This window comes from Bacillus sp. MM09(2025) (genome assembly GCF_050496725.1).
In the GTDB taxonomy this organism is placed as follows: Bacteria; Bacillota; Bacilli; order Bacillales; family Bacillaceae; genus Bacillus; species Bacillus pumilus.
The window spans coordinates 2,175,747-2,202,261 of record NZ_JBNWEN010000004.1 but is presented as its reverse complement, the minus strand read 5'-3'; the positions used below and the strand labels follow the sequence as shown (position 1 = coordinate 2,202,261).

22 protein-coding genes, 1 pseudogene and 2 other annotated features are annotated in these 26,515 nt (G+C 39.7%); of the genes and pseudogenes, 4 read left to right on the top strand and 19 right to left on the bottom strand.

The features are described from left to right. Positions 1-59: 59 nt before the first annotated feature. The 5 genes from ACQYAC_RS17245 to ACQYAC_RS17225 all read right to left on the bottom strand — a co-directional run bounded on the left by ACQYAC_RS17245 (position 60) and on the right by ACQYAC_RS17225 (position 4,722). Positions 60-1,664: a helix-turn-helix domain-containing protein gene (locus ACQYAC_RS17245; protein ID WP_429943768.1), complete on the bottom strand. Its 1,605-nt coding sequence runs from the start codon at positions 1,662-1,664 to the stop codon at positions 60-62. A 75-nt stretch (positions 1,665-1,739) separates the two neighbouring features. Further along, the gene (locus tag ACQYAC_RS17240) at positions 1,740-2,780 is read right to left on the bottom strand and encodes an NAD(P)/FAD-dependent oxidoreductase (protein WP_429943767.1); all 1,041 of its coding nucleotides are present in this window, start codon (positions 2,778-2,780) and stop codon (positions 1,740-1,742) included. A 152-nt stretch (positions 2,781-2,932) separates the two neighbouring features. Next, entirely contained in the window at positions 2,933-3,562 is a 630-nt protein-coding gene (locus tag ACQYAC_RS17235; protein ID WP_039167979.1) for a rhamnogalacturonan acetylesterase, read from the bottom strand. Between the two features lie 150 nt (positions 3,563-3,712). Continuing rightward, entirely contained in the window at positions 3,713-4,177 is a 465-nt protein-coding gene (locus ACQYAC_RS17230) for a DUF6884 domain-containing protein (RefSeq protein WP_268465902.1), read from the bottom strand. Further along, on the bottom strand, positions 4,174-4,722 hold the full coding sequence (locus tag ACQYAC_RS17225; protein WP_058015754.1) for a VanZ family protein: 549 nt from the start codon (positions 4,720-4,722) through the stop codon (positions 4,174-4,176). Before ACQYAC_RS17225 ends, ACQYAC_RS17230 begins: the two co-directional genes overlap by 4 nt. Positions 4,723-4,916: 194 nt before the next feature. Here ACQYAC_RS17225 and ACQYAC_RS17220 point away from each other — a divergent pair, with 194 nt between their 5' ends. The 3 genes from ACQYAC_RS17220 to ACQYAC_RS17210 all read left to right on the top strand — a co-directional run bounded on the left by ACQYAC_RS17220 (position 4,917) and on the right by ACQYAC_RS17210 (position 6,214). After that, the gene (locus tag ACQYAC_RS17220) at positions 4,917-5,474 is read left to right on the top strand and encodes a TetR family transcriptional regulator (protein ID WP_203144391.1); all 558 of its coding nucleotides are present in this window, start codon (positions 4,917-4,919) and stop codon (positions 5,472-5,474) included. A gap of 80 nt (positions 5,475-5,554) precedes the next feature. After that, positions 5,555-5,899: a DMT family transporter gene (locus ACQYAC_RS17215; RefSeq protein ID WP_429943766.1), complete on the top strand. Its 345-nt coding sequence runs from the start codon at positions 5,555-5,557 to the stop codon at positions 5,897-5,899. Next, on the top strand, positions 5,900-6,214 hold the full coding sequence (locus ACQYAC_RS17210) for a DMT family transporter (protein ID WP_034665057.1): 315 nt from the start codon (positions 5,900-5,902) through the stop codon (positions 6,212-6,214). It begins immediately after the preceding gene. Between the two features lie 52 nt (positions 6,215-6,266). Here the strand turns inward: ACQYAC_RS17210 and ACQYAC_RS17205 are convergent, their stop codons facing one another. From ACQYAC_RS17205 to ACQYAC_RS17195, 3 genes are read right to left on the bottom strand one after another with little or no spacing between them, the layout of a single operon-like run. Then, positions 6,267-6,593: a hypothetical protein gene (locus ACQYAC_RS17205; RefSeq protein WP_144462971.1), complete on the bottom strand. Its 327-nt coding sequence runs from the start codon at positions 6,591-6,593 to the stop codon at positions 6,267-6,269. Further along, positions 6,586-7,188, bottom strand: a complete 603-nt coding sequence (locus tag ACQYAC_RS17200) for a class D sortase (RefSeq protein ID WP_058015751.1) — start codon at positions 7,186-7,188, stop codon at positions 6,586-6,588. The genes ACQYAC_RS17205 and ACQYAC_RS17200 overlap by 8 nt, the downstream gene beginning before the upstream one ends. Before the next feature lie 21 nt (positions 7,189-7,209). Beyond that, complete coding sequence (locus ACQYAC_RS17195; protein WP_429943765.1) at positions 7,210-13,356, bottom strand: SpaA isopeptide-forming pilin-related protein; 6,147 nt, start codon at positions 13,354-13,356, stop codon at positions 7,210-7,212. 710 nt (positions 13,357-14,066) lie between these two features. Between ACQYAC_RS17195 and ACQYAC_RS17190 the strand changes: the two genes are divergently transcribed. Continuing rightward, positions 14,067-15,575, top strand: a complete 1,509-nt coding sequence (locus ACQYAC_RS17190) for a helix-turn-helix domain-containing protein (RefSeq protein ID WP_426973512.1) — start codon at positions 14,067-14,069, stop codon at positions 15,573-15,575. 53 nt (positions 15,576-15,628) lie between these two features. Here ACQYAC_RS17190 and ACQYAC_RS17185 read toward each other — a convergent pair whose 3' ends face one another. The 11 genes and pseudogenes from ACQYAC_RS17185 to ACQYAC_RS17135 form a co-directional block, all read right to left on the bottom strand. After that, a complete protein-coding gene (locus ACQYAC_RS17185) occupies positions 15,629-15,910 on the bottom strand; it encodes a hypothetical protein (RefSeq protein ID WP_003217864.1) in 282 nt (93 codons plus the stop codon). Positions 15,911-16,223: 313 nt separating this feature from the next. Further along, complete coding sequence (locus tag ACQYAC_RS17180; RefSeq protein WP_429943764.1) at positions 16,224-17,495, bottom strand: hypothetical protein; 1,272 nt, start codon at positions 17,493-17,495, stop codon at positions 16,224-16,226. A 26-nt stretch (positions 17,496-17,521) separates the two neighbouring features. Continuing rightward, the gene (locus ACQYAC_RS17175) at positions 17,522-18,088 is read right to left on the bottom strand and encodes a hypothetical protein (RefSeq protein ID WP_429943967.1); all 567 of its coding nucleotides are present in this window, start codon (positions 18,086-18,088) and stop codon (positions 17,522-17,524) included. A 164-nt stretch (positions 18,089-18,252) separates the two neighbouring features. Continuing rightward, entirely contained in the window at positions 18,253-20,184 is a 1,932-nt protein-coding gene (gene thrS / locus ACQYAC_RS17170; RefSeq protein ID WP_429943763.1) for a threonine--tRNA ligase, read from the bottom strand. Positions 20,185-20,234: 50 nt separating this feature from the next. Next, positions 20,235-20,459: a binding site (T-box leader), on the bottom strand. A 38-nt stretch (positions 20,460-20,497) separates the two neighbouring features. Continuing rightward, positions 20,498-20,720 (bottom strand) — a binding site (T-box leader). A 74-nt stretch (positions 20,721-20,794) separates the two neighbouring features. Continuing rightward, entirely contained in the window at positions 20,795-21,979 is a 1,185-nt protein-coding gene (locus ACQYAC_RS17165) for a DUF1835 domain-containing protein (protein WP_429943762.1), read from the bottom strand. A gap of 240 nt (positions 21,980-22,219) precedes the next feature. Next, positions 22,220-23,050 (bottom strand): DNA alkylation repair protein, encoded by an 831-nt coding sequence (locus tag ACQYAC_RS17160; protein WP_429943761.1) that lies wholly within the window; start codon positions 23,048-23,050, stop codon positions 22,220-22,222. Between the two features lie 137 nt (positions 23,051-23,187). After that, complete coding sequence (locus tag ACQYAC_RS17155) at positions 23,188-24,375, bottom strand: MFS transporter (RefSeq protein WP_429943760.1); 1,188 nt, start codon at positions 24,373-24,375, stop codon at positions 23,188-23,190. A gap of 26 nt (positions 24,376-24,401) precedes the next feature. Continuing rightward, complete coding sequence (locus ACQYAC_RS17150; RefSeq protein WP_429943759.1) at positions 24,402-25,229, bottom strand: MerR family transcriptional regulator; 828 nt, start codon at positions 25,227-25,229, stop codon at positions 24,402-24,404. A 139-nt stretch (positions 25,230-25,368) separates the two neighbouring features. Then, positions 25,369-25,881: a hypothetical protein gene (locus ACQYAC_RS17145; RefSeq protein WP_429943758.1), complete on the bottom strand. Its 513-nt coding sequence runs from the start codon at positions 25,879-25,881 to the stop codon at positions 25,369-25,371. Beyond that, the gene (locus ACQYAC_RS17140) at positions 25,871-26,296 is read right to left on the bottom strand and encodes a DUF6508 domain-containing protein (RefSeq protein WP_429943757.1); all 426 of its coding nucleotides are present in this window, start codon (positions 26,294-26,296) and stop codon (positions 25,871-25,873) included. The genes ACQYAC_RS17145 and ACQYAC_RS17140 overlap by 11 nt, the downstream gene beginning before the upstream one ends. A gap of 127 nt (positions 26,297-26,423) precedes the next feature. Continuing rightward, positions 26,424-26,507 (bottom strand): annotated as a pseudogene (locus ACQYAC_RS17135) (hypothetical protein); the annotation flags it as partial. Positions 26,508-26,515 lie beyond the last annotated feature (8 nt).

The following is a 26,515-nucleotide window of genomic DNA, read 5'->3' as shown; positions in this document are numbered from 1 at the left end:
ACTAGTCTCATGTATTCTAACAACCTCATACGAAATGGTCTATGGAGGATTCTCGCAACTTACATATGGACAATTGTTGGATCGGCTGCCTGAGTTAATTGGGAGACAAATCGGTTCATTAAATGAATCACCCGCTCCCCCTCATCAAATCGAAACTCCTCTAGCTTTAGTGGATAGAAGGTTCCGTTTTTCACAGCAGATAATTGACGAAGAACATCGCTTTCCTCCAGCCGCTGATCCATTTGTTCATACCACCCATGTTCAACACTTACAATAAAAAACATGTGATCCGCCTCGAATTCTCTTAGCCTCTCTAAAGGAATGACTGTATGTTGATTAGGGAGAAGAACTTCTTCTAGAATCGTCTTCGGAGGCTTTAAGTCAAGCGTTTCATAAAGGTAGAAGGCGCCTCTAGCATCATAGGACCACATATACACTTTGTCATGTCCTCTCATTTCATAAATCGCCACTGTCTCTCCTTTTTCCCTAAAGGAAGATAGATCATTTCTTGCCTTTTGACTCACATGTTTGAAGCGTTTCACCCAATCATCTGCCTCTTTCTCTCTTCCTAACAGGCGGCCTGTAGATAAGACTTCTTGTAACACATGACCACCGCCATATGGCAAAACAAGGACAGGGGCAATCCGCTCCAAGCGCTTGATCAACTCAGGCTTCGAATAAAAATAGTTAGGAATGATGATTAAATCTAGTTGAAGTGATTTAAAAACGTCATCAGGCGTGTCTTCATCTATGACCAGCGCACCGGCCAGCTGATCTTTGAGTATATCTGAATGAAGAAAGGTTTCTTTGTCAATGCAGACAGGGCGAATGCCTAGCGCGACCAATGTTCCGACAAATTGAAAAGCAGCAATCCGCTCTGGTCTTCGATTGTTTCGGAACTGACTAGGGGTCCTTCCTGTCTTCCGCCTGAAGATCCTGCTGAAATATAAACTGTCTGTATAGCCCACTTGCCGCGCAATCATTTGAATTTGATCATCTGTTTGCAGAAGACGTTTTTTTGCTTCATCCATTCGAATTTGGGCAATATAGTCCGTCACACTTAGTCCCATACTTTGTTTGAAAAAGGTCGAAAAATAGCTCTCATGAAAACCCATCTTATGGGCTAAGTCTTTTCTCGTTAGCTTTTTTTCATAATGCTGCGCCATATACTGCAAAATCATTTCAATAGAATAATGGACCTTCTCAGTGTATGGCTTGGATTGACGGTGAAAGATGTGCATGATGTCCTCCAGCCCTTTCACCTGTTCTTGGGTGCTTTGACTCGTCTTCATTTGTTTGATGCAGGAAAAAAGCATGGCAGAGCCTTTGACCATCGATCCATTATCCGGGAGATCGTCATAATTCATCTTATAGACCAATTCATTTTGCGCATCATTTGCCAGGGTAAATTGGTTAAAGGTGATTGTGTGAATTGACACCTCCTCGCTTGATAAAGATTGGAGCATGACGTTTATACCTGAGCGAATCAATATACTGTCTTTTGCGTTTAGCTGATATTGTAATCCTTCCATTTCAATTCTCACAGATCCATCGCAAGTCAAGAACATAGGGGAAGATGTTTGCCAGGAGACTGTTTGTTTGACAGAAAGAGATCGCTCTCTACTTTCTTTCATGCGCAGAATGGTATGAGTACGGGTTGTCATTTTCTCTTTCTCCTTCCATATAAAAAAAGTGCTAAAATTTTAGCACTTCAATGGTTGACTGGATGTTCCTGTTCATTAACGAGCGCCAGCCGTTTGCAATTCTTTGTTTTTCTCTTTAAAGCGTTCGTTATGAGAAGAAACATACGCCACTTTTTCGGCTTCTGGCTCGATATACAGCTTTGCGCTATTGAGCGCATTGACTCCGTCAACAAATGTCCCAGCAATTAAGCGGACCTTGCTTTTATGTGTACATAAATCGCCTACCGCATAGACGCCCGGTAAATTGGTTTCCATTTTTTCATTGACCTCGATTAGTCCCCATTCACCTTGCTTGAGTCCCCATTCTGATAGCACGCTTAAATCGCCTTTCATACCGTGGTTGACGATGACAGCGTCCGTTTCTATTCGTTCGATTTCACCTGTCTCTAAATGTTGAATAGTGACAGCATCAATTTTGTCACCTTGCCCATGAAGTTCCGTCAGTTCATGTGGGGTTAAAATTCGTGTGCAAGATGCTTTCATGTTGGCGACGTTTTTCTCATGTCCGCCAAACATGTCACGGCGATGCACGACGGTGACACTTTCAGCAATTGGAACAAGGGCATTTGCCCAGTCAACCGCAGAATCGCCGCCTCCAGAGATGACCACTCGCTTTCCTGCAAATGTCTTAAGCTCCTGCACTGTGTAATAAAGGTTTGTCACTTCATAACGGTCTGCATGCTCGATTTCAAGTTTCCGCTGAACAGGAATACCGTGGCCCATTGCTAAAATGAGGGTCTTCGTCAAATGGCGATCACCATTCTCAGCTGTCAGCAAAATGTTCTGATGTTTATCGCGCTCGAATGACGTGATTTTTTGATTCAGTGCAATCTCTGGTTCAAATGTTTTCGCCTGTGTTTCCAGCTGCTGAATCAACTGTTCACCTCTTGTTGGCGGCAAACCGCCTACATCCCAAATGACCTTTTCAGGATACAGTAGGATTTTCCCGCCAAGGCTTTCGTTATACTCAAGTACCTTCGTCTTTAAATCCCGCATCCCACTATAAAAGGCGGTGTACATTCCTGCTGGACCGCCGCCAATAATGGTGACGTCAAACAATTCAAGTTGTTCTGTCATTTGAGTCCCTCCAGTTTTTCATCGATTGATCTATTTATAAGTGATATTGATTCTCATTATCATATGTACCTATTGTAGTCTACTCTGGTGAAGGGAATCAATAGCTTTCTGCAAAAAAGAACAGGACGAGCGCTTTCTCGTCCTGTCCTCCATCACACAATCGTTAATCCAAGGTCTTTTAATTCCAGCGAAACAAGTCTTGCAATCGCATCTGCTCCTTCTTTTGTAAAGTGCGTGCGATCCTCTATGCCTGTTGACAGCATAAAGTAAGAAGTCGTTTTCTCTATGCCGGAAATTTGATAAAACTGAAGGCTTGCCGTATTTAAATCTACAAGAAGGACTTCTTCTTCATCAGCTAGTTCTTTCATAGCGGCACAGTAATCAGGGAAATCATTGATATATTCTCCGTCTTTTTCATGAAAGCGGCCAACTGGCGTTAATAAAAGCGGTGTAGCTCCTTTCGCTCTTGCTCCGTGAATATATTGTGACAAATAGCTTTTATACGTTGTGAAAGGATCTGTATGCCGTTCGGGCTTCTCCGTTGAAGCATCATTGTGCCCCATTTGTGTAAACAGCCAGTCTCCAGGCTGAATGTCAGCCAATATTTTATCAAGCCGTCCTTCTTCAATGAATGTTTTTGAGCTTCTTCCACCGATTGCGCGGTTGTCGACGCTCACACCCTGCGCTGTGTAGCGATGTAAAAACTCTCCCCACCCTCCTTGAACAGGACGATCTGGGTAAGATGAAACGGTTGAATCACCAGCTAAATAGATGGTTGTCATGTTCATACGCTCCCTTTTTCATATAGCCACTCTAATAAGCGATGCGGACATCCAAGTGGCTGCTGAAAAGATATGAAACAATCAGCATCGCTACTTCATTCATTCTCTTTTTAATGATCAAAACCCTGCTTACCGGTAGATGTGAATACGTTAAATATGCGGCGGAAGTTCTACTTTTGTCTCAACGGCTTGCTTTAACGCCTGAAGCATATAGCCAATTCCCTTATATGGAGCTAGCGGATAAATCGCTTTCTGATGAGGAAGTAATAAAGGATCGATCACCTTTCGATATTTCTTTCCACCTAGTATCACTAATTCATCATATGCAGTGAGATATTTTTCATGAAATTGCTGACTTAGTGCTTCTCTTGTTATCTGATCAGTATGCGGTGTACCAAAAGCCACATCATAATTTTCATGAATAATATCATCTGCCTTTAAGAATCCATGCTTCGCTGAAATGATTAGGTAGTCTGAAAAGAATGTTTGGGCATAGCTTTTCGTACGTTGATGCAGCGGACTTAAATAAACGAGGTTCGCCGGCTGGCTCCCTGCCTCTGGATGGACGTCCCACATTTTCTTCGCCCCACATGGAATGATACAAACTCGCTTCACTTGATTTTCTCCTTCCTTCGTTGATACATCCGATACAACATACAACCTAGCGCTGTGCCAAGTGTATTTAAGAGAATATCATCAATATCGCTGCTTCTTGTAATCATACCAGATTGCGAGAATATCCATTGAAGCACTTCAATCATTGTTGACAAGAAAAAGCCAGCAAGAATCGCCTTTTGCCAGCGCAAGGTTCGGAATGCTTGATAGAGAAAAAAACCAAGTGGCACAAATAACAAAATGTTCCCTGCCAAATTTAAAAAAACAAGATTGGGATAGCCGTGATGATAGGCATGGAGATTTTGATAAATGGACTGCAAAGGCATGAGGTTGACACTCACCTGATCCCTTGGTGCGGAAAAACGATTAGGAAAGACCGTCAAATACAATAAAACATTCGTATACATAAACAGACAGGCAAGAACGATTTCTGTTCGTAAATAGATAAATCGTTTGTGCTTTTTCGCCTGTCTGTATCTCATATGTAGATAGAGCGGGACGAGCAAGAGAAAATAAGCAATGGAAAACATAGCACTGAATGTCATACGGAGAGCTGCCCCTTTCTCACATGATGCTTGACCATATTTACAGCTTATTCAGGCTTGCCTGCATCTATTCATCACTTATTCTCCTATTCAATGACGAGAAACCCATATTGACAAATCGTCATTTTTCCGCTAAACTGACTGACATTCAGTCATTTAAGGTCGGTGATGATGTGTCGAAACGAGAAAAGATTATGCTTGCTGCCATTGACGCGTTTAAAGAAAAGGGAATCGAAAAGACGACCATTTCGGATATTGTGAAAGCAGCAGGAGTAGCGCAAGGAACGTTTTATTTATATTTTCCTTCAAAGCTTTCCGTCATGCCTGCTATCGCAGAACATCTGATCGCACAGATGGTGCCTGCGATCGAAAAGGAATTAACTCAGCATGCAGATGTCCTCGATCAAGCAGATGCGCTTGTTGAATTCATTTTCGCTTTTACAAGGCAATACCGTGATGTCCTTGCTCTGACCTACTCAGGCTTAGCTGCCACGGAGCATTTAAAGGAATGGGAAGATATTTATGAGCCGATTTACAAATGGGTCGCTGCTTTTTTAGAAAAAGCAAAGCAGGACAAAAGGGTCCGTGCGAATTTGAACTGTCAATATGCAGCCAAATTCATTATCGGTTTACTAGAATCGTCTGCTGAGCAAATGTACTTATTTACAGAAACAGATACAGAAGAGGTTCTGATTCAAAAGCGAGAGGTAAAGCAATTTCTCCTTTACGCACTTGGCATAGAGACACCTTAACTTAGTACAGCACTTGCTGTACGCTCTTTTTTGGTTTCGAAATGACGAATCGTCATTTTTTAGTTTTAGGAGGAAATACGATGAAAAAAAGCTGGATGTATGTCGCACTCACTTGTTTATTCGAATTACTTTGGGTATTTGGTTTAAATAAAGCTGATGCTGTGTGGGAGTGGGTGATCATTATCTGCCTGATCCCGGTTGATTTTTATTTTTTAATGAAAGCCTGCGAGAAGCTGCCGACAGGCACCGTGTACGCCGTGTTTGCCGGAGTTGGAACGATTGGTACGTCTTTGATGGATTATGCGCTGTTTGGCGGTTCGTTTTCATTAGAAAAGCTCTTATTTATGGGTATTTTAATTCTCGGCATTATTGGACTGAAAGTGTCTGATGGAGATGCACATGAGCAGAAAGGAGAAGCGGTATAAATGGGCTGGTTTTTTGTGCTGTTAGCCTCTGCCTTTGAAATTGGCGGAACCATTGGTCTCAATATGTTCAGTAAGAAAAAGCAAATCACGACAGGCATTTTATTTGTTGGCGGATTTGCCTTATCCTTTTTGTTTTTATACGCCTCGTTCTCTTCCGTTCAAGTATCCGTTGCCTATACGGTCTGGATTGGACTTGGAACGGCGGGCTCTGTCTTGTTTAATATGATTCTATTTAAAGAGCCGAAAAACATGATTCGTATCCTCAGCCTGCTGCTGATTGTGATTGGCGTCGTTGGGCTGAAGTTATTTGCGTAATTGAATCACAAAAAAGGAAGGGATCAAAGTCCCTTCCTTTTTTATTTCTCGTTTAATGGATATCTTGCTGCTCGAGCAAGATACCCATTGCGTAAATCATTTCGCCTTTTTCATCTAATAAAAAGTACACAATCAAAGGTTCGCCAAAAGCTGCTGTTTGCTGCGTGAACAAAACACAGGTGAATTTTTCGATACCAATTGGAAGCTTTCTTTTTAATATAGGGTGAAGAATAGGCGAAGTCCGGATTGTATCTACATCAACATCCCAACGTTCGTTTTTTAAAGTTGGATAATGCTCTGATAACAATTGGTGTAACATGTCGGCCGTGAGCGTTGCTTTTCCATCGTACCCATCATCTATTATGTTGGTGTTATACATCCGACGGTTGCTCACTTTTTGAAGCATTGATTCGTATTCCTTTTAAGACAAATCGTTTCTGGCCATCAAGAGTACAAGTGATCAATGTCAGTTCATTTTTCCCGCGATCCTTTAATACATCAACATCCGTCGGTTCAATTGTAGCTGAGCTGACAATTTTATATTCGTATGTTTTCGCTTGATGATGTAAGACGACTTTTTCTCCTTTCGGCACCTCAGGCAGCTGCCTGAAAAGCCGATCGCCTCTATACCCTCTATGGCCTGCAATCGTGAAATTCCCTTCACCTGGCATTTGATGAGATTTGATCTGAGTCAGTGCAATACCTAAATTTTCTTTTGATGTAACAGGAAGCACTTTTTCGTTTAAATCAATTGACGGGATCTCTAGCTCCATTACATCTCGAAGGTCTTCTTCTGACACAGTGAGATGTGGAATAGAAGAAAGGGCATCACTGTCATTTTCTTCTATCATCTTTAATGCCTGTTCCATTGCCGCTGTCTCTTGAGAAGTTCGCCACTCATATATAAAAGGAACGGAGATGAGCATTAGTCCCGCGACCACCAAAAAGCTGCCTAATAAGGTTCTTTTTTTCATTAATACACTCGTTCCTTCCTTTTACTGAATGGTTCTTCTTCTAAGAACAAGGAGAACAGCTCCAGATACTACTAGTAAAATCCCTGCATACATCATATAACGCAGCCATTCTTCTCCAGTCTTTGGCAACTCACCGTTTGAGTCATGGGGCGGATGTTGATCCCCTTTATCTGAGGCTGGAGGATTCGTGTGGTCCTCTTCATTCTTCATTGGAGCATTTTTCACAATCATTGTCTTGATCTCCACTTCGCCCATTTGAATTGTAAAAGCGAGTGGTTTTTTTAAAGCTACATAACCATTTGGAGCTTTCGTCTCTGTGAGTGTATATTCACCAGGTTTAAGCCCTTTGACAATGGCTTCTCCGTCTTTTCCTGTTGTCACAGATTTTATCGTTTTTCCAGCTTTTGTACGAATGTCAAAGGCTGCACCTTTTAAGGTTCTATCTGTCTGCGAATCTACCTTTATGATACGCAGACTTCCTAAGATCAAGTGATTCTTTGCTGTTAATTGAAGTGGCTTCTGCTGATTTTTTTCAATTGTAAACAGGATCGGCTTATGATCCAATTGATAGCCATGAGGTGCTTTCGTTTCAACGAATTGATATTCTCCCGGTTTTAGATCGTTGATATGAAGCTTTCCTTTTTGGTCGGTTGCAAGTGAATTCTTCAACGTTTTCCCTTCTTTACTCAGAAGAGCAAACTCTGCATGTTCGAGCGTATGTCCCTCATCATCCACTTTGGTCAGTTCCACTGCTCCCGGCGTCAGTTTGTTGATCATTTCTACTTTTGCTGGTTTGTCTTGACCTAATCGAATCGTAAATGAGACAGGTGTCTGATCCAATTCATAGCCGGCAATGCTTGCTGTTTCGACAAATTGGTAGGTTCCTGGCTTCAGTTGATCGACTGTCAGTTGACCGTTTTTGTCTGTCTTTAAGTCTTTCTTCACACGCTGACCGTGTGCATCAATCAGGTCAAAGGTCACGCCAGCGAGCAACTGACCATCCTCCCCTTTTTTCTCAAGCTTCACAGCACTTGTCGTCCGAATATTTTCTTTTGTCACTTTCACCAGTTGATTTGGATTGAAATCAATCTTAAAGTCTACTGGTTCTGCATCAAGTTGATGTCCAAAAGGAGCCTTCGTTTCAACCAATTGGTAAGCGCCTGGTTTCAAATCGTTGACAGTGATGATGCCTTTTTCGTTGGTTGTTAAACCTGACATCAATTCTTTACCATCTTCATTGAAAAGTGTAAATTCTGCGCCTTTCAATCTTTCTTTTTCTTCCCCTATTTTTGTTAGTTCTACAGAACCTTTCTTGAGCTGATTGATGGCCTCCACTTGAATCAATTCTTTTTGACCTAGTTCAACTTCAAAGACAAGTGGTGTCGTACTCAATTCATAACCTTCAAGACTCTTTCTTTCAACAAATTGATAGGTTCCTGGTTTTAGACCTGTGAAGGTAATCTTTCCATCCTGATTGGTTGTGATTCCTTCTCCTCCTGCCACTATTTTTCCTTTGGCATCAGATAGATCAAAGACAACCCCTTCTAATGATTTTCCATCTTCTCCTTTTTTGTGTAACAGCACTCCGCCTGTAGTGCGGCTATTTTCTTTTGTCACACTGACTAGCTTCTCAGGGTTAAATGGGATAGCAAAAGTGACAGGGGTTTCATCAAGCTCATGACCGAATGGAGCCTTCGTTTCAACAAACTGATAGGTTCCTGGTTTAAGATCGTTGACGATGATCTTCCCGTTCTGATCTGTGACAAGACCTGTTTTTATCTCTTTTCCATTTGCATCTACAAGCTTGAATTCTGCTCCTTCGAGCGCTTCATTCTTTTCACCAAGCTTCGTGAGCTGGACAGCTCCAGTTTTGAGATCATTGATCACTTTGATCTCTGCCGGTGTTTTTTGGGCGATTTCGATGGTAAACGGATAAGGTTTATTTTTCTTTTGATAACCATCAATACTCTCTGTCTCTACAAGCTGATATTTGCCCGGTTTGAGGTTATTGACCAAAAGCTTCCCATCTTCATCTGTTGTCAAATCTTTACGTACAACTTCGTCATTTTGATCCGTGATTTCAAATCGAACACCTTGAAGCTTCTTGCCATCTTCCCCTTCTTTTATCACTTCTAATGCACTTGTTTCATATAGGTTCTTTTGTGAAATGATGACTGGTTCTGTTGGATCGAGTGGTACTTCAAATGTGATTGGTGTTTCATCTAATACATAACCATCTGGTGCTTTTGTTTCAATGAGCTGATACGTACCCGGTCTTAGTTCGTTTATCGTGATTTTGCCATTTTCTCCTGTGACGAGCGAACCATTTAGCTCATGCCCATCTTGATCTAAGAGCTTGAACTGTGCACCTTCTAGTCTCTCTCCACCTTCACCTATTTTGCTCAATTCAGCAGAGCCTTTGATGATGTCATTTACTGCAGTGACAATCGTTGTTTCTGTTTGATTTTCTTTAATGGTGAACGGCCATTTTTGCTGATTTAATTGATAGCCTTTCGGTGCGTTTGTCTCCACAAAATAATAGGAACCTGGGTCAAGATGTTTGAAAAGAATTTCTCCTTTTTCGTCCGTTTTCAAATGGGTTTGGACGGTAACTCCAGATTCATTTTTTAGTTCAAATTCTGCATTCACTAATGCAGCACCTGACTCTTTGTCTTTTTTCGTGAGCTTGACATGCTGGCGGATTTCTTGGTTCTGCACCGTCATGCTATTTCCTGTTTTCGCTTGATCTCCTGATTCGTAAGGCTGATCAATCGTGACATTGATTGATTCTTTCGTCTTAATATAACCATCAGGTGCTTTCTCTTCTGTCACAATATAGTCACCATACAGAAGACGATCAAATCGAAGAGCTCCTTCTTCATCTGTTGTCTTTGTTCCAATGACGATACCGCTCGCCGCATCTGTCAGAGAAAAGCTTGCTCCTTTTAGCGCTTTCCCACTACTCGCATCTACCTTTTTAATGGTTAAAGCGCCAATCGCTCCTGTGCCATCTCCCATGCCAGCGGTACGTTTGACCACAATTGAGGCTTCGGATTCCTTTTTAATTTCTTTTACATTTTCACCTCTAAACGTTACTTCATTTTGTAGTGTACTTCCCACCTTATCTAAAATGAGAGATTGGTATTCTAAAATATATGGTCTCGTGATTTCTTCTTTAAATTTGATTTGAAAAGAATCTGGATCGAATTCAAGGTCTAGCTCATAATCCTTCCCTTTTTCCAGCTCTTCCTTTTTGGTCACTTGCCCCTTTTCATCTATTGTCGTCGAATACAGATGAAATGAGTTTTCTATTATGGCTTGGTTACTGCTCGGATGGTCTATAATCGTCGCATCTTGGACTGTTGATTGGCCAAAGTTGATATTCAGTTTCCAATCAATGACTTTTCCTTGCTGATTTCCTGATTTGCTCGTGTATTTCCCTCCATTTGGAATGGACACCACAGCATTCACATCTGATTCTTTCGTCTTTCCATCATAAAGGGTCGCTTTATTTTCATAGGTTTTCTGTACTAAATCCATTCCTTCAACACTTGTTTGATACGTGATTTTGTATGGGGAATCAATGGCATGTTTGAAAATGACTTCGAATCCTGATTCTCCCTTTTCATTTTCAAGGAATTTGATGTCATAATGTTCTTTCGCTAATACCTCTTTTTCTTCCGCCCCATTTTCCCCGCCTTGTAAATCAAGCGAGTAGACGATGATTGAATCTTTAAGCAAACGCTGATTTCCTTGAATGAAATCCTCGATTTTCGCCTCTTCTAAATGTTTCAAGTTATAGTTCACACCGATATTCCATGTGATCTCTTTTTTCTTTGCATCATATGTTCCGTTCTTGAACCCATTTGACTGCGTGTATGTGTCAGGCGTGAAGACAGATTGATTTTCCTTCGTCAAATCCTTGCCATCTTCATTTATCCATTCAAGCTTTACATGATTTTGCAGGTTCTTTTGATCTTTATCTGCTCTTTTTTCATAATCAAAAGACGTTGTATATGTGACGGTATGTTCTGTCTTGATTTCTTTCATAAATTGAATATCAAAACCATTTGCATGTTCAACGATTTGATAATCTGTGCCTTCCTCAAGCACTGTATTACCTGTCGTCACTTTTAAACTATCTTTTTGCAGCGTCAATCCTTCGTTTGTAAACGTATCTTTTAATATCAGGTTGTTCATGGTTTGTTGATCTTTGTTGAAGACGATACGCCATGGAATGGTCTTGTTCTTGTAATTCGGTGTTCCATGATTTTTCGTCAGGATTTGCTGATCAATTCTTTGCTTTCCTTGTTTGCTCTCTTTACCAGCTGTTACAGTATTGATAATCTCTTCAGCTTCGAAAATCCGCTCGGTTGCTTTTGTTTGATATGTGATGAGATAAGCCGATTGAATATCTTGATTGAATTGCAAGGTAAACCCGTTTTGTTCATCCTTTTTTTGAGGTTGAACCACATAATTTCCAAACGCTTTTGTTCCTGATTCTTTACCATCCTGATCAATTGTGACTTCCTTGACTTGAAATGAATCAGAAATCAGCGCCTGTGTGCCATTAAAGAAGTCTTCTAACAAAGCATCCTTTTCAGCAATCTTTTTTTCGTTATAGTTATAACGAATTTCCCACGTAATTGTTTGTGTGACTGGGTCGTAGTGGGCGGCTTTTTTATTTAAAGGACTGCCTCTTGTCACATTCACTGTTCCTTCTGCTGAACTAATCACTTTATCAGCAGAGACAAGGGACGCTTTATTACGAAACGCAGACTGATCTTGATTCGTAATGTCCGTTTCATACATTAAACGGTAGGCTAGATGCACGTCATCTTTAAATTCAATCGTGAAATCTTGACCATCTGCTGTTTGGCCGATTGTGTAGTGATTTTCGTCAAGCAGCTGACCAAGTGATGTTTCACCATTTAGCTTTGTATCAACACGATAAAGCTTGATTGAATCTTTCTTTAACGCTTGACCTTCTTGAATCGGATCTAACAATTTCGCTTGTTTCACATCGTCTAAGTCCATATTAAAATCGACTGTCCATTGAATGGTTTCAGCATTGTAAGATCGATTTGGTTCTCCCTTTTTCGAGACGTTTGGACCATTTGGAATGTATTGAATCGGGATCGATATCGTATCTTTGCCTTCAATCGGGGTAATGACCACTTCTTTTTCTTCAGTAATGACTGTTTTTTGATCTAATTGCGTCCACACTTGAAGTGTTCCATGGATATTTGAATATTGTTTAATAAAATCCGTGAATTCGATGGAGGCATTTCCGCTCTCATCTACAGAAAAATAACCAATGGTTGCCTGATTAAATTTCATCTCAAGACGATCGATTTTTTCGTAAATCACTAATTCCTCTGGAACCTTGAAATGGAATTCATCCCCGCCATTATAGCTATGACCATTTGGGATCGCCCACTCATAGTTAATGGAAATAAGCGAGTTGATGTCAGGCTTATCAACTGAATTTCCTTCCTGATCTTCAAAAATTAATTTTGCATCAGTGAGAAGATTTTCTTGTATTTGCAATTGTTTTGAAACACTTTGCAGCCCTACACGCTTAGATACGTTCACTTTGTTTTTTAGTAATTCCTCTTCATCGCTTTGTTTCGTTTGAGCGGCTTCTTGATTCTTATCTTCTTTTTCAGATGAGGTTGAGTCCTCTTTTGGAAGGCTTTCTTCACCCTCATTTTGCTTTGTTTTCTCTTTTTGCTCAGCTATACTAGTGACATCGATGTCTATTGATCCTTCTAAATTTGGATCAAGCTCAACATCCTCTTTCAATATGACCGTCACTTCATTTTGTTTTGAAACGGTATACTCGCCAACAGATATGTCACCCACAGTAATTAGTTCCTTCTGCTCCTTTTCTACCTGTATGCCTGCAGGAAGTGAGAGAACATACGGAAATTGCTTTTTTAGATCAATTCCTTTTATCGACCAATGAACAATGGCCTTTCTGACTTGCTGATCTTCCTTGTTTGATAACTTGTTTCCTTCGCTGTCAGCAAACTCAATATCCCCAAAAATATTTTCTTGAATTTCTTTGGCCTGTGCTCCTGCTAAAGGCAATATTCCCAATATACTTGACTGTATGACTAACACGGTGATGAGAGCCAATGACAATATTTTTTTCAATACATACACCCTTTTCTAAAATTAATTTTCAACAACAATAAAAAAACAATTTGGATACTATCTGATAAATCACTCCGCTTCTAATCAAATATTTTTTTAAAATAGCTCCTTAAGACCCTATGAATAAAATGAGTTGATCAATCATGAACTTGAAAGGGAATCAAGAGTAGTGGATATAGTATCTGGATAGGGGTCTATAGAAATGGGGAATAGTGAGAGGGATCGTGAAAAGAATAAATGTGAATTTTTCTATTTATACTGGAATGAACAATAAATAATGTGTACATGCATATATAAGCATGTATTCACATATGGTTCGTTCATATGAAACAAGCATGTATCATATGGTATGTATGGTGAGACAGTTCAGCATCATGTAGATCGCATTCCTTTCTACTCCCTTTCATATGGTAATCAAAAAGCTGCTGCGTTTTATTCTTACATTTACCGTTTCAACAGCAAAAAAATAAACAAAATATCTAAAATGATCCATTTTTATAGGATTCATGGCTCATTTATCACCTTTTAAAAGAAAAATATGGAGAATCAACGTATAACATTTGTTTTCGTCTAATTTTTTTCTCTTTTATCATGAAAAGTGAAGACAAAACGATTTAGCCTAAACATTACAATCATTTCATGCCTATTTTGAGAATCAAATGTTCTTTAAGTGAACTTCATAACATAGAGGCAATCCAAGGAAAGGAGTTAGTTGTTTGATGGAGCTCATTGATAATAAATCAAAGAGATGGATAAACATTTTAAAACTGCTTGTATCCAAAAATAAGTGGTGGAGCCTTCAAGAGATATCGAATGAACATATCGGTTCGGTTCGTGCCATTCAAAGCGATTTAGAACAAATGAAATCGTTCCAAACAGAGAACGGAGAGCCGTTAATCCACATAAAGCCAAGACAAGGCATATCCATTTGTTATACACAGACGATACGAGTCGACTACTATATCAAAGAAATTTTAAAAGATACGATTGAAATTCGATTGATTGACGGCATTTTTTTCGAACAAAACAGGTCTTTCTATGAATGGATGGACACGCTTAATATCAGTAGATCCACATTGTATAACACTATTCATAAAATCAATTCCATTCTTATCACTTATGACATTGAGTTACGCCCAGATAGTATGCAGTTCCATGGAAATGAGAAGGAGATTCGTCAATTCTTTGTTGAATTTTTGTTTGAAGTGTATGGAAGCCGGCTTTGGCCATTCGATGATATTCAAAAGCAAGACGCAGTTGATTTATTACAGGAGCTATTTCAGGTGCTTGAAGTCAATGTGCCAGATGTGGCGATAGATAAATACTGCCTGTGGTTTGCCGTTTCCATTCACCGAATGAGGAAAAATTTCACAATAAGCCGTAAATATACGTACTCAATGAAAGAGGAAAAACAAAATTCTGCAGCCAAAGGGATCTATAATCAAATCAAAACATGGGAAGAGCATATTTGCCGAATGACCAAAGACGTATTTGATGTGACGCTGGATCATCATGAATTTGTCTTTTTGCTATTGATCGAACCAGCTATTGGTCACTTTAAATCAATTGAAACTGTCGAAGAAAAATTGACGTTCTTTCAGTCACATACACCACGACTCTATGATGCCATTCATTCATTTATCAACCAGTTGGAGTCGATTTTTCATCAAGAAATAGCGAATCGCAAGGTGATGACACTCATTCTTCTCCAATATTATGTGTATTCCAATGAAATTACCGTGAGAGATGGGTTCCTTTTCAAAAAGAAATCGAGCTATTTATCAGAGGTAAAAAAACAGTTTCCTTACTTCTATTCGAGGATTACTCATATCATCCAAGAGTTAAAAACAGACGATATCCTCGGTTCTTTTGTGAAAAATGAACGGGAATTGATTCGTATCATTACGTCTTCATGGAGAGGACTTGTTCATTTGGAGATGGAACGGAGAAACGCGCTGAACATTTTTGTTATTTCAACATTAGGCTATTATCATAGCTTGTTTATTGCTGATTTAATTAAATTAAGCGTGCCTCCTCTCATTCACATTTTCACAAGTCCAGAGAATACATTAAATGATACTACGATGGATCAACTTGGGATTGATATGATTGTGACTGATACTGAGCTTCCGGTTCAATTCGGGCGGTCTACGCTGCTGATCAGCTCTTTTCCAACAAAGAAAGAATTGGACAACTTGCACCGAAGATTGGTTGATATGATCGACTAATGTATATCAAAAAAAGCTGCTGAGGAGCTCTCAAGCAGCTTTTTGCTTCTGTATTAATGAAGCACGATTTGTTCATTCATCAAATCAATGGCATAAAGTGATTGCTCATATTCATCTAATAGAAGGTATACTTTGAGCGGTGCAGCGGTTTGATCGGTCTGCTGCGTGAATAGGACACAAGTGAATTTTTCGATCCCCTCTGGCAGCTTGCTTTTCAGAAAAGGATGAAGAATAGGAGAGATTCGAAGGGTATCAACATCTTTTAGCCAAAGTTCATCTTGTAACGCAGGATAATGGTCAACCAAAAACTGACGAAACACTTCCAATGTACTCAAGGTAGATATCCTCACTTTCTTCTATCATGGCTTCAAGCTTACCTAAAACAAACATGTTTAAAGTCATCCTATGATGCCAGTCCATCAAATGTTGTATACTACTAGAGACATGATTTCATTTTTCTTCAAAAAGCAATGTAGATCAACTTTACTGTCATGAGGTTTTCATATGTATGACGTCTACTATATTCCAACCGATGGACCTATGATCATATTCTTATCTGTTTCTTTCGTGATGAAACGACAACTTCCTGCTACAAAATTCCAAATTTCTTCAAAAAATTGGTGCATTGAGACAAAAAAGAACAGCTCCTCACTGTTCTTTCAAAGAAAACACTTCGCCGCTCTCTGCATCAACACCATCATGGCAATCAAGCTTTCCGCACAGAACATATTGTTTTTGCGCTTCGTCATAGACGTAGATAGGTGTAAGTTCAAGACGTTCTCTCAATTTTTCAAAGGCTTCTTTCTGAGTTACAGAAATTTCACTTGCCGCTTGAGAGGGGCTGAGTATCCCGCACACTTGAAACATTTCTTTTTTGTCTATGTAATGAACGGCTTCAAACGAGCTGGCATCAATGAAGACCTTGATCTTGTCCATAAACCCACTGCCTTCTTGTCCGTTTTTTAATACCGCATGGATGTATCCATGATCACGATGGAGTGTTTTCAGAACCCACTTCCCTGAATCCTTTGGATATTTTTGCGCCAAGAAGGTTCGGACTGCTTTGATACACTCGGCTTGCTCTTCTTTTGATATCGGGAAGGAATCTGGTGACGGTTCCAATGAGAAAGCTTGTTCAACTGAAATATTCTCATGAATGTCTATCTCTTTTTTTTCAAAGGTATTGTTTAACGGTTCATTCCATTCAATGACCTTATTCACATGTATACAATGCGTTTCTTCACGTCCAATTTCAAACGGAATCGTGCCTGTTCCATCGTTTTTCACATAAATTTCTTCTAACGCATAAATAGATCGGATTCGGTTGTGCTCAAAGGAAGGCCATTGAAACAGCTGCACTTGCTGCTCGGCTAAATTCTCCAGCTTATCAAGGGAAAGCGCATATTTCTCAGCTTTCAGTAATGTTTTGGCTAAAAATGGACCGTGGTGTGTAAAGTACATGAGCTGTCCATGTTCATCCCATTTCACTTCGATTCTGCCTGAAGGTGTTACTTTCACACCATCTATTGCTTCTTCGAAAGAAAGTTCCCCTTTTTCCTTCTGATGCATATAAAAATGCTCTCCATAGATCAACCCTGTTTCTTGTTCGATCCATTGAATAACATGGGCTGGATAAGGTCTCTTAAACGTGACACCATGCTGCGCATAGGTTTTGTCCATGACAAAAATTACCGATTCGATCTGTCCTGTATTCAAATTCACTTCAATAACAGCAGTGCCGTCTGGGTTGACATCGTCATCCTCAGGTTCATGAGAGGGGAACCATTCCATATTCAATGTATAAATCGTTTCATTGAACATGTTGACGTAACGATAAAAGCTGTGTCTTTTTAGATCATAAAGATCTAAGCCAAATTTCGCCTTTGTCTGATCGATTAGTTGTTGAATGTTTGCATTCATTTGTTTCACCTCAAAATGGTTATGTTTTATGGAAGAAGAAAAATGACGATAAAGATGAAGATGATGATTGCCATAAAAAATCCTAAAGCAATTCCCATCATATTTGACTCTTTTATATAACCTGTTAATTCTCCTTCAGTCGATCGATCAATTTTTCTAAAGCGAAAAAGCAAGCTTATATTCAAAATAGCTAAAACCACCAAAAACAAGAAAATGATCAATGGAGGCTCGACGTCACTGAATGAACTCTCCGCATTTTGGAGAATAAATGATTGAATAAACATAATGCCACTCAATACGACTTTCCAAACATTATCTAACCATTTTTCTTTCTCCCACTCTTTCCCTAATTTCTCTTTTTCATAAATAGCTACCTGCTCTAAAATAGGTATGAAAGACTTTGTTCTTCCTTTTTTGATAAAACCTAAAATGCCTTGGAGAAGCATTAAAATTCCTAAACAAAAAAGGAAATGTGTGAGTTGGATTTTAAAGATTTCAATCGCCATAAAAAAAGCGATAATCAGAAGACCGATTATTAAATTAGAGACAGCTATTTGTTTCGTCCTCATCTTTTTCAGTGTAGCTTGTTCCATGTCATAAACTCCTCCCCGTTTAAATGTTTCTGTTGAACGCTCTATCTTTATTACGATTCCACCGAAAAAATGTTTCAATATTTTCCCTTTCAACTGTCAATTCGGCTTTTTTCGCAAATGAAAGACGCCCATCATTCAATGAACGTCTTATCCTTCTTTTGAAATTAGTACATCAATTCTTGAGCAGCTGTTCTATCTTTTATTTGTTGAGCCGCCATGTGTTTAAAGTCATCAATAGACAGCTGTTTAGATGTCTTTTCTCCATGCTGTCTGATATTCAGTGTTTTTTCTTGCATTTCTGTATCGCCAATGACAGCGATATAAGGGATTTTTTGCATTTGTGCTTCTCTCATTTTATAGCCGAGTTTTTCATCCCGTTCATCGATTGTGACTCTGATTCCAATCTTTCTTAATTGCTGCTGCACCTCAAGGCAGTGGTCAAGGTGAACCTTTGAGACAGGGATGATTTGTACTTGCACTGGTGCCAGCCATAATGGGAAGACGCCTGCATAATGCTCGATGAGAATACCAAGGAAACGATCAAGAGAACCGAAAATAGCACTGTGAATCACAACTGGCCGTACCTTTTCATTCTTTTCATTGATATATGTTAAATCAAATTTCTCAGGCATTTGAAAATCCAGCTGAATTGTGGCGCATTGGTGGCTCCGCTGCAAGGCGTCTTTTATATGAAAATCGATCTTCGGTCCATAAAATGCCCCATCTCCTTCATTTAGCTGATAATCGACCTTTAGCCGATTAAGCACATTCTTTAGCGCTGATTCTGAAATATCCCAAATGGCATCATCCCCTAACGCCTTTTCTGGACGAGTGGATAGTTCCACAGAGTACTCAAACCCAAATGTCCGATACACATGATCAACTAATTGGAAAATCCGTTTGATTTCAGCTTCAATTTGATCTTCTCTCAAAAAAATATGGGCATCATCTTGGCAAAAAGTTCTGACCCTGAACAATCCATTTAATGCGCCGCTAAATTCATGACGATGCACCTGACCAAATTCAGCCATCCTGATTGGAAGATCTCTGTATGAATATAAGCTGTTTTTAAACATAAGCATATGCCCTGGACAATTCATCGGTTTTAAAGCAAAGCTTGTATGATCTACTTCTGAAAAATACATATTTTCATGATAATGATCCCAGTGACCTGACTTTTCCCATAGCCCTTGGTTCATCATAAACGGTGTGCTCACTTCTTCATATTGCGCTTTGCTTCGAACTTCTCTTGAAAAGGCCATTAATTCATTTCTCACAAGCTGCCCTTTTGGTAAGTAAAACGGCATACCTGGCGCTTCTTCTGAAAACATGAACAGAGATAATTGTTTCCCTAATTTTCGGTGATCACGTTTGTTTGCTTCTTCCATGAAATGAAGATACTCAGCTAGTTGTTTTGGATGTTGAAACGCTACACCATACACTCGCTGCAATACATCTTGATGACTATCCCCCCGCCAATAAGCCCCTGCAACACGTGTTAGCTTAAATGACTTTACGAACCCAGTAGAAGGTAAATGAGGACCGCGGCATAAGTCGATAAATTCACCCTGCTGATACACTGTGATGGCCACTTCTGAGGGGAGTCGTTTTAAGATATCTAGCTTATATGGATCATGTGCAAACAACAATTCAGCTTCTTTGTAAGAGACCTCCTTTCTTTGGATGAGAAGATTCTCGTTTATGATCTTTTTCATCTCTTTTTCAATTGCAGCCAAATCCTCTACACTTAATGTTTGATTGAGCTTCATATCATAGTAAAATCCATTTTCGATAACAGGTCCGATTCCAAGTGTGACATTGTCGTATAACCTTTTCACAGCTTGGGCTAATACGTGTGCAGATGTATGGCGCAGCACTTCAAGCCCTTCTTTTGAATCGAGTGTGACAATAGACAGCCGAGCATCACAATCCAGCTGATGACTGACATCGACCATTTGTTCATTGATCTTTCCTGCCACTGCTTTCTTCCTTAAGCTTGGGCTAATATAGGAGGCAACATCTGCGACAGTCGTACCTGCAGAGAACTCCTTTATCTTTCCGTCTGGAAATTGAATCTTCACCATTTTTTCTCTCATGACTGACACACCTTTCATTTTTTGATATAAAAAAACACACTCATCCCTCATAAAGGGACGAATGTGTAATCCGTGGTTCCACCCAAATTCCCATAACGCATATTCGCTTTATGGCTCTGGTGCCGTAACGTGGCATAGTCGGTATTGGATACTTCAATTTTCCCCAATACAGCTCAAAGGTGGTAAGACAACTTTTCTGCGTTAGGAAGATTTCAGCGTGACTTCCCTCTCTGGTAACCGATAAAAGTGGCTCATGTCCTTTTCAAAGCAATGATCATAGTTGAGTGAACAAAAAAAACACACCCCTCCCTCATAAAGGGACGAATGTGTGATCCGTGGTTCCACCCAAATTCCCATATCGCGTATTCGCTCTATGGCTCTGGTGCCGTAACGTGGCGTAGACGATATTGGATACTATGATTTCCCCAATACAGCTCAAAGGTGGTAAGACACTTTTCTGCGCTAGGAAGATTTCAGCGTGACTTCCCTCTCTGATAACGAGTAAAAATGGCTCATGTCCTTTTCTTCGCTTTTAATTTCTCCATATCTTACATGAAGGTGATGGATCATGTAAAGCATTATTTTTTGCAGTGCTTCCGAAATTCATTCTTTAAATGATATGCTGGGTGTATTTACTTGGACTGTATTCAATTTGAAACGCAGGGAATAAGGATCGTTTCACTTCTTCTGTGATGCGCTCTCCTTCTTGATTGAATTTCTTTTCCAAGTCTGCACCATTTAGCACCAAATCATCTGTCTCTTCGTCAAACCAGCGGCCATACTGTATGTTCCAATTCCAGATCTTCGAGAAAAGTGTATCGCTTACTGGTACATCGTCTCTTTCTAAATGACATTGACAATGCCCACAATGAAAAGGTTCACCACCATAATCTCCTTCAATTTTCACAAAAGGATGATCCTCGAATTCTCGACAGCACACCCATTTTTTGAAATGTTGACCGAACTCTGTCAGTTTAATTGAGTAATAACGCATGGAGGTGCGCCTTCCTATCATGTCAAAGATCCCTTGATCAATTAATGTCTTAAGTCGATACTCAATAAAATCATCACCGATATACTGTTCTAAATGACCGATGACTTCTCCTATTAAGCGTGGCGTTACGATGTACTTCTCTTCTGGATGGGACTGATGAAGCCGCTTTGCCATTTTCACTAAATAAGCATCAAATTCATCCTCTGGTACGCTGATCGTTTGTCCTTTTTGCCAAACCCTCAGGGTATGGTTTTCTTTAGCAAATAATAGCCATTCGTTTTGTAAGTTCTCTCTTTCTTCTTTTGACACTGCGTGAATATGCTCTTTACTCCTGTACAAAACCTTCAATTTTTCAGATGTGATTTCCCCTGCATGTCGAATATCCATTCGTCTTGTATTTGTATTGAACAACTTGTCAAACGCAGTCGTTGTATTGATGAAAGATAATTCAATGTTTTTTTCTTTTAATAAATAGATGGCATATCGCAAGCCAATTTGTTCATGGGCATTATTGCCTGTCCAGATGAGGATACGCGTACCATCTTTGATATCTTTTATTTGCTGAATCATTCTATGCTGATCGATGACCACGTCATCAAAATGGCCAAATTCATTTGACATCACGTGACGAAGCCACTCTATACGCTTCTCCTGTCCCTCATGTTCTTGTAATTTCAGAAGGGGGCCAATCGAATAAATGTCATGAAAAACGATCATATCATTTACTTGCTCTTGCTTCATTTCGCAGAATGCTTGTTTTAAACTACCAGCAGCCGCTGCCCCAAATACGATATGTATCATTATTCGTCTCCCTTTATCTTACAGTTTATTTCATCTTCACCTATTCATGGTTCTTGCGTCAATTCTATTGAGTCAATTTCATTCAAAAGTATGACAATGAGAAGATAAGATATATAGAATGCAGAATTGAAGAGACTATATCCCACGAAATGGGGCTATATGTTTGCTGAGCTCGCTTTGAGACTTTCTCTCTGAATGATTGATTGATAGAAATCCTCTTCATTCAGTTCATGTTCTTATTCACAAATTCCCCTTCACAATCGTTCTCTTGGCTTTCTTCACAATTCTGCTAGTTGCTTTTGTGTCAGAATCCTTTGACCACTGGTCGCACAGGTTCGTTACCCAATTTGGTTGTGTTTTACTCGCGTCATTGAGCCAGTTTCCTACAGAATCTTGAACATATGTGGATGGATCGGATTTGAGTAAATTTAGAATAGGGAGTGCCCTCTCTGGCTCTTGTTTTAATAACTCAATATGCTTTGTCCATACCCCTCTCGGACGGATCGACTCTACAGAGAACCGGCGAATGTTTTCATCCTCGCTTTTTGCCCATTCTGTTAAATGCTCTATACTTTGATCAAGCTGAAGACTTAGACTTTCTCTCACTGACATCCACGCAATTTCTCTAACACCAAAATGATAATCGGCTGCAAATGGCTGAATGTACGCCAGTTTCTCTTCCAATGTTGATAAACTCTGTTTGTTCATATAAGCAGCCCAGCATCGAACGCTATCAGATACGTGGTGAGCAAATACCTGCAGCACTTTCGCTTGTTTTTCTTCATTCTCTTCACGCAGCACGCCATCTAACAATTGACCAATGAGCCGAATGGCTTTCATTCCTGATTCAGCTTTTTGTTTAGCGATCTCAGATGATACTTCCCCTAAACGATGGTCTAAACCAGCGGACGGCAAAACATGCTGTATTAGCGTCATATGATTGACAGCCAGCCACTCAGTTAAATTCACACTTTCGATCTCTCCCTGATTCAAAAGGTTCAAAACTTCATGGGGGATATCAGTCCCTTTTCGAGCGCCTTTTCGATTGATCATTTCCTCACTTATTGGCATTCTGTACTCTCTCCTTGTCTAGCAGCTTGGATATTGACTCCTATTGTAGCAAATAAACAACTTCACTGGTGCATTCTTCAAATCAAAAAGGAACTACCCGAATTAAGTAGTTCCTTCCATACAACATTGAATGTCAGTTAGCTTCCTTGCTCGATCACCTTCAAACTCTTACGCTGAGAAAATCGGCCAAATGCTACCATTAAAATGGTCATAAGTAAAGCGAGAAAAACCGTGCCAGCACTGATCCAGCTTAGGTTTAATATAGATGTTTCGCTTAGCACAAACCCTCCTACACCAGAGCCTAAGGCAAATCCGAATTGAATAAATGATGTATTGACACTTAATGCGATATCTGGAGATTTTGGTACAAGTGTGACAAGATATAGCTGCTGAGCTGGTGATGTGCTCCATGTAGCGATCATCCATATCATGATGACAGCCACCATAACCACGAGATTCCCTGTGACGAATGCTAGCAGCATGAGCATGATGATTTGCAAAATGATTCCTGTGAAAATCGTGAATATTGGGCCTTTTTTATCTGCTGCCATCCCTCCAAGGCTGGATCCCAAAAAGCTGCATATTCCCGCTAGTAACAAAATGCCACTGATTTCTGTGATGCTAAGGTTTGCTGATGCTTGCAGGAAGGGCGTTAAATAGGTAAATAACGTGGAATATCCACCTACATAAAATAGCGTCACTGCCACCGCAAGTAATATCCGCTTATCTTTTAAAATCGATACCTGCATACGAAGCGTCACCGGTTCTTGTTCTTTCATAGAGGGGATTCGCTTGTACACAACAATCAGCGGAATAAGCGTGATCAATCCAATGGCTGCGAATAATGCTTTCCATCCGATTATACTGCTTAGAAATGTCCCGATTGGAACGCCTAAAACCAAGGAGCTGCTTAATCCCATTAAAATGATGCCAATAGCTGTTCCTCTTTTTTCACGTTCTACAAGACGAGTCGCAACAGCCATTGCCACTACAATAGCCGTCCCCCCACTGATTCCTTGTAAAATCCTTGTCATCATCACCATTTCAAACGAATGGCTGACACTTGTGATGACATTACTTAAAATAAAAATCATCAGCATCCATGACAGTATTTTTTTGCGGTCTATATTGATGGTCAGTGCAATGACAATCGGTGCGCCGATGGCTGCTGAGAGCGCTAAAGACGTGACCAATAATCCAGCAGCAGACGTCGTGACATGTAAATCATTTGCGACCATTTGGATAATGCCTGTAATGATATATTCGATTGTTCCAATTAAAAAAGCTGCTAATGCAAGTAAATAAACAACGGTTTTATTCTTCATCGTGATGTTTCTCCTTTGGGCAATGTTTACGATTTGATTTCATCTATAATCGGAATTTGAATTTCAATGAGTCTGCCTTCTTCATTTTCAGACAGCGGGTAATAAATCTCTCGGCCCGGCTGGTCTTCTTTCACGCGGTATCCATTATTTTCGATCCATGTCGCTAGGTCAATACAAGCTGTTTGTGCAGATGGAGAATGGGAATGAAATAATAGTGTCGCCATAGTCTCTTCAGCAGGTAACGTACGTATCGTGATTCCTTGAGGAAGAATGCCTTTTAACGCTTTGACGGAATACCCTACCTCAAATTCGAACTCACTTTCCTTTTCGAATGATTCCCTCCATAGCACTACTTGTGGTCCCGAGATCGATTCTTGTTGTTGTTTAAGTAATAAATGATGAAACGTCTGAAAAAATGAGGGGATCTCATCAACCGTTCCGCTCGATTGAAAAGACATGATGCGTTTGCTTTCAACAGATTTGATGATGACCTCCTGTTCTTTTTCAACACATCCCTCTCGTTGAATGAGGTGCATCCGTTCCTTAATACGCGCTAATTTCTGTTGTTCTCTCTCGATCAATTGCTGAATCTCACTTTCTTTCAAGAGAAACATGCCCTGAATTTGCTCTACTGAGATATCTTCACGAAGAAGCTGAGCCATTTGCTTTAACGTAAAGCCTAATTCCTTGTACAGAAAAATTCGATTGACCTCAAGCAGCTGCTCAGCTGAGTAATAACGGTATCCCGAATCTTGATCAATCTGCTTTGGCTTTAATAAATCAATTTGGTCATAGTATCTTAAGGTTTTAACAGGCACTTTACTTAACATAGAAAAATCACCGATCTTGAACATCCTGCATCTCCTCCGTTTTGTTGATCTGATCAAAGTATAAACCTTTCAGTTAAGGGGAAGGTCAACATGAAGTTGAATAAATTTTTCAAAAGCGCGAAAAAACCTAAATGTCTCTAACATCTAGGTTTTGCTCATTATTCTAAAATTTTTCTAACAAGCCCATCTCTTCCACAATCTTCATATCATTCATACATCGTTGCAAACTTACTTTGTTCTCTTTTTTCTGTAAATCCGAAGAATAACCTAAGCATAGATTAAAAATACAATCTAACCTTTCACCGACTCCGCTAAAATAATAATTTGTCAGTACTCCACTATGTTCACTTTCAAGAACCACAACTGTAGCCATCTCTAGTACATATTCAATATTTTCTTTAGAAATCGTTCGATCCTTTTTCTTAGCATTGATAAATTCATAACTATGAATAGAGCGTATCCTACCTTCAAGTAAATTGAGTATAGACCTTTTATAGATGACATACACACTGTGAATATCACTTTTATCAGGACAATAGGGATCTTGTAAAATGAATTTTATACGCTCATCTTCTTTTTCCATTTTTATTGCATCAAGATCATTTAATAAAATGGAATCAATTTCTTCTATTTTCATAGGACGAAAAGTGTTGACTGCATGTGTTTTACTTTTCATTTGTTGAATCCAAACAATCCAATCTTTCCAGGCACTTTACAATAGCTCCGCTTTTAAAGAAATTGAGGATGACACCCTCGCTAAATCGTTCGGCTCTCACAACCTCCATCATAAGAGCAAGCACGCACTGCGCATTTAAATTTGAGATGTCCACGTTCTCCATATCGTTCAGTCCCGATTCAATCCCATTTTCTTTCAGGATTTCTCTGTAGCGGATAAGCTCCGTCTCTTCATGTTGTTCTGCAAAGGTATAAATATCTGCAATCAAGTGACGGACCGTTTCGGAATAATTCACAAAGGGCATCTGAATCGGATGTTCAACTGTACCATCATTTTCTTGATCGATGACCCATTCTCCGATATGGTCCTCCTGAAACATAGGTATGTATTTTGTCAGAATCTCAAATTGACTCATCGTTATCCTCCTCTATTATGATTTACTCTGATCGACACCTATGGATCAGTTGATAAAAAAATCCGTGATCATCCTACCAGCAATACACCAGTATTCAAATCACGGACAGTCTTATTCACTTCACTTTTTACACTCTTACCATTGATACAACGGTCTCCACATGCGCGGTATGCGGAAACATATCGACTGGCTGCATGTATTCGATTTTGTAGTCTTTTG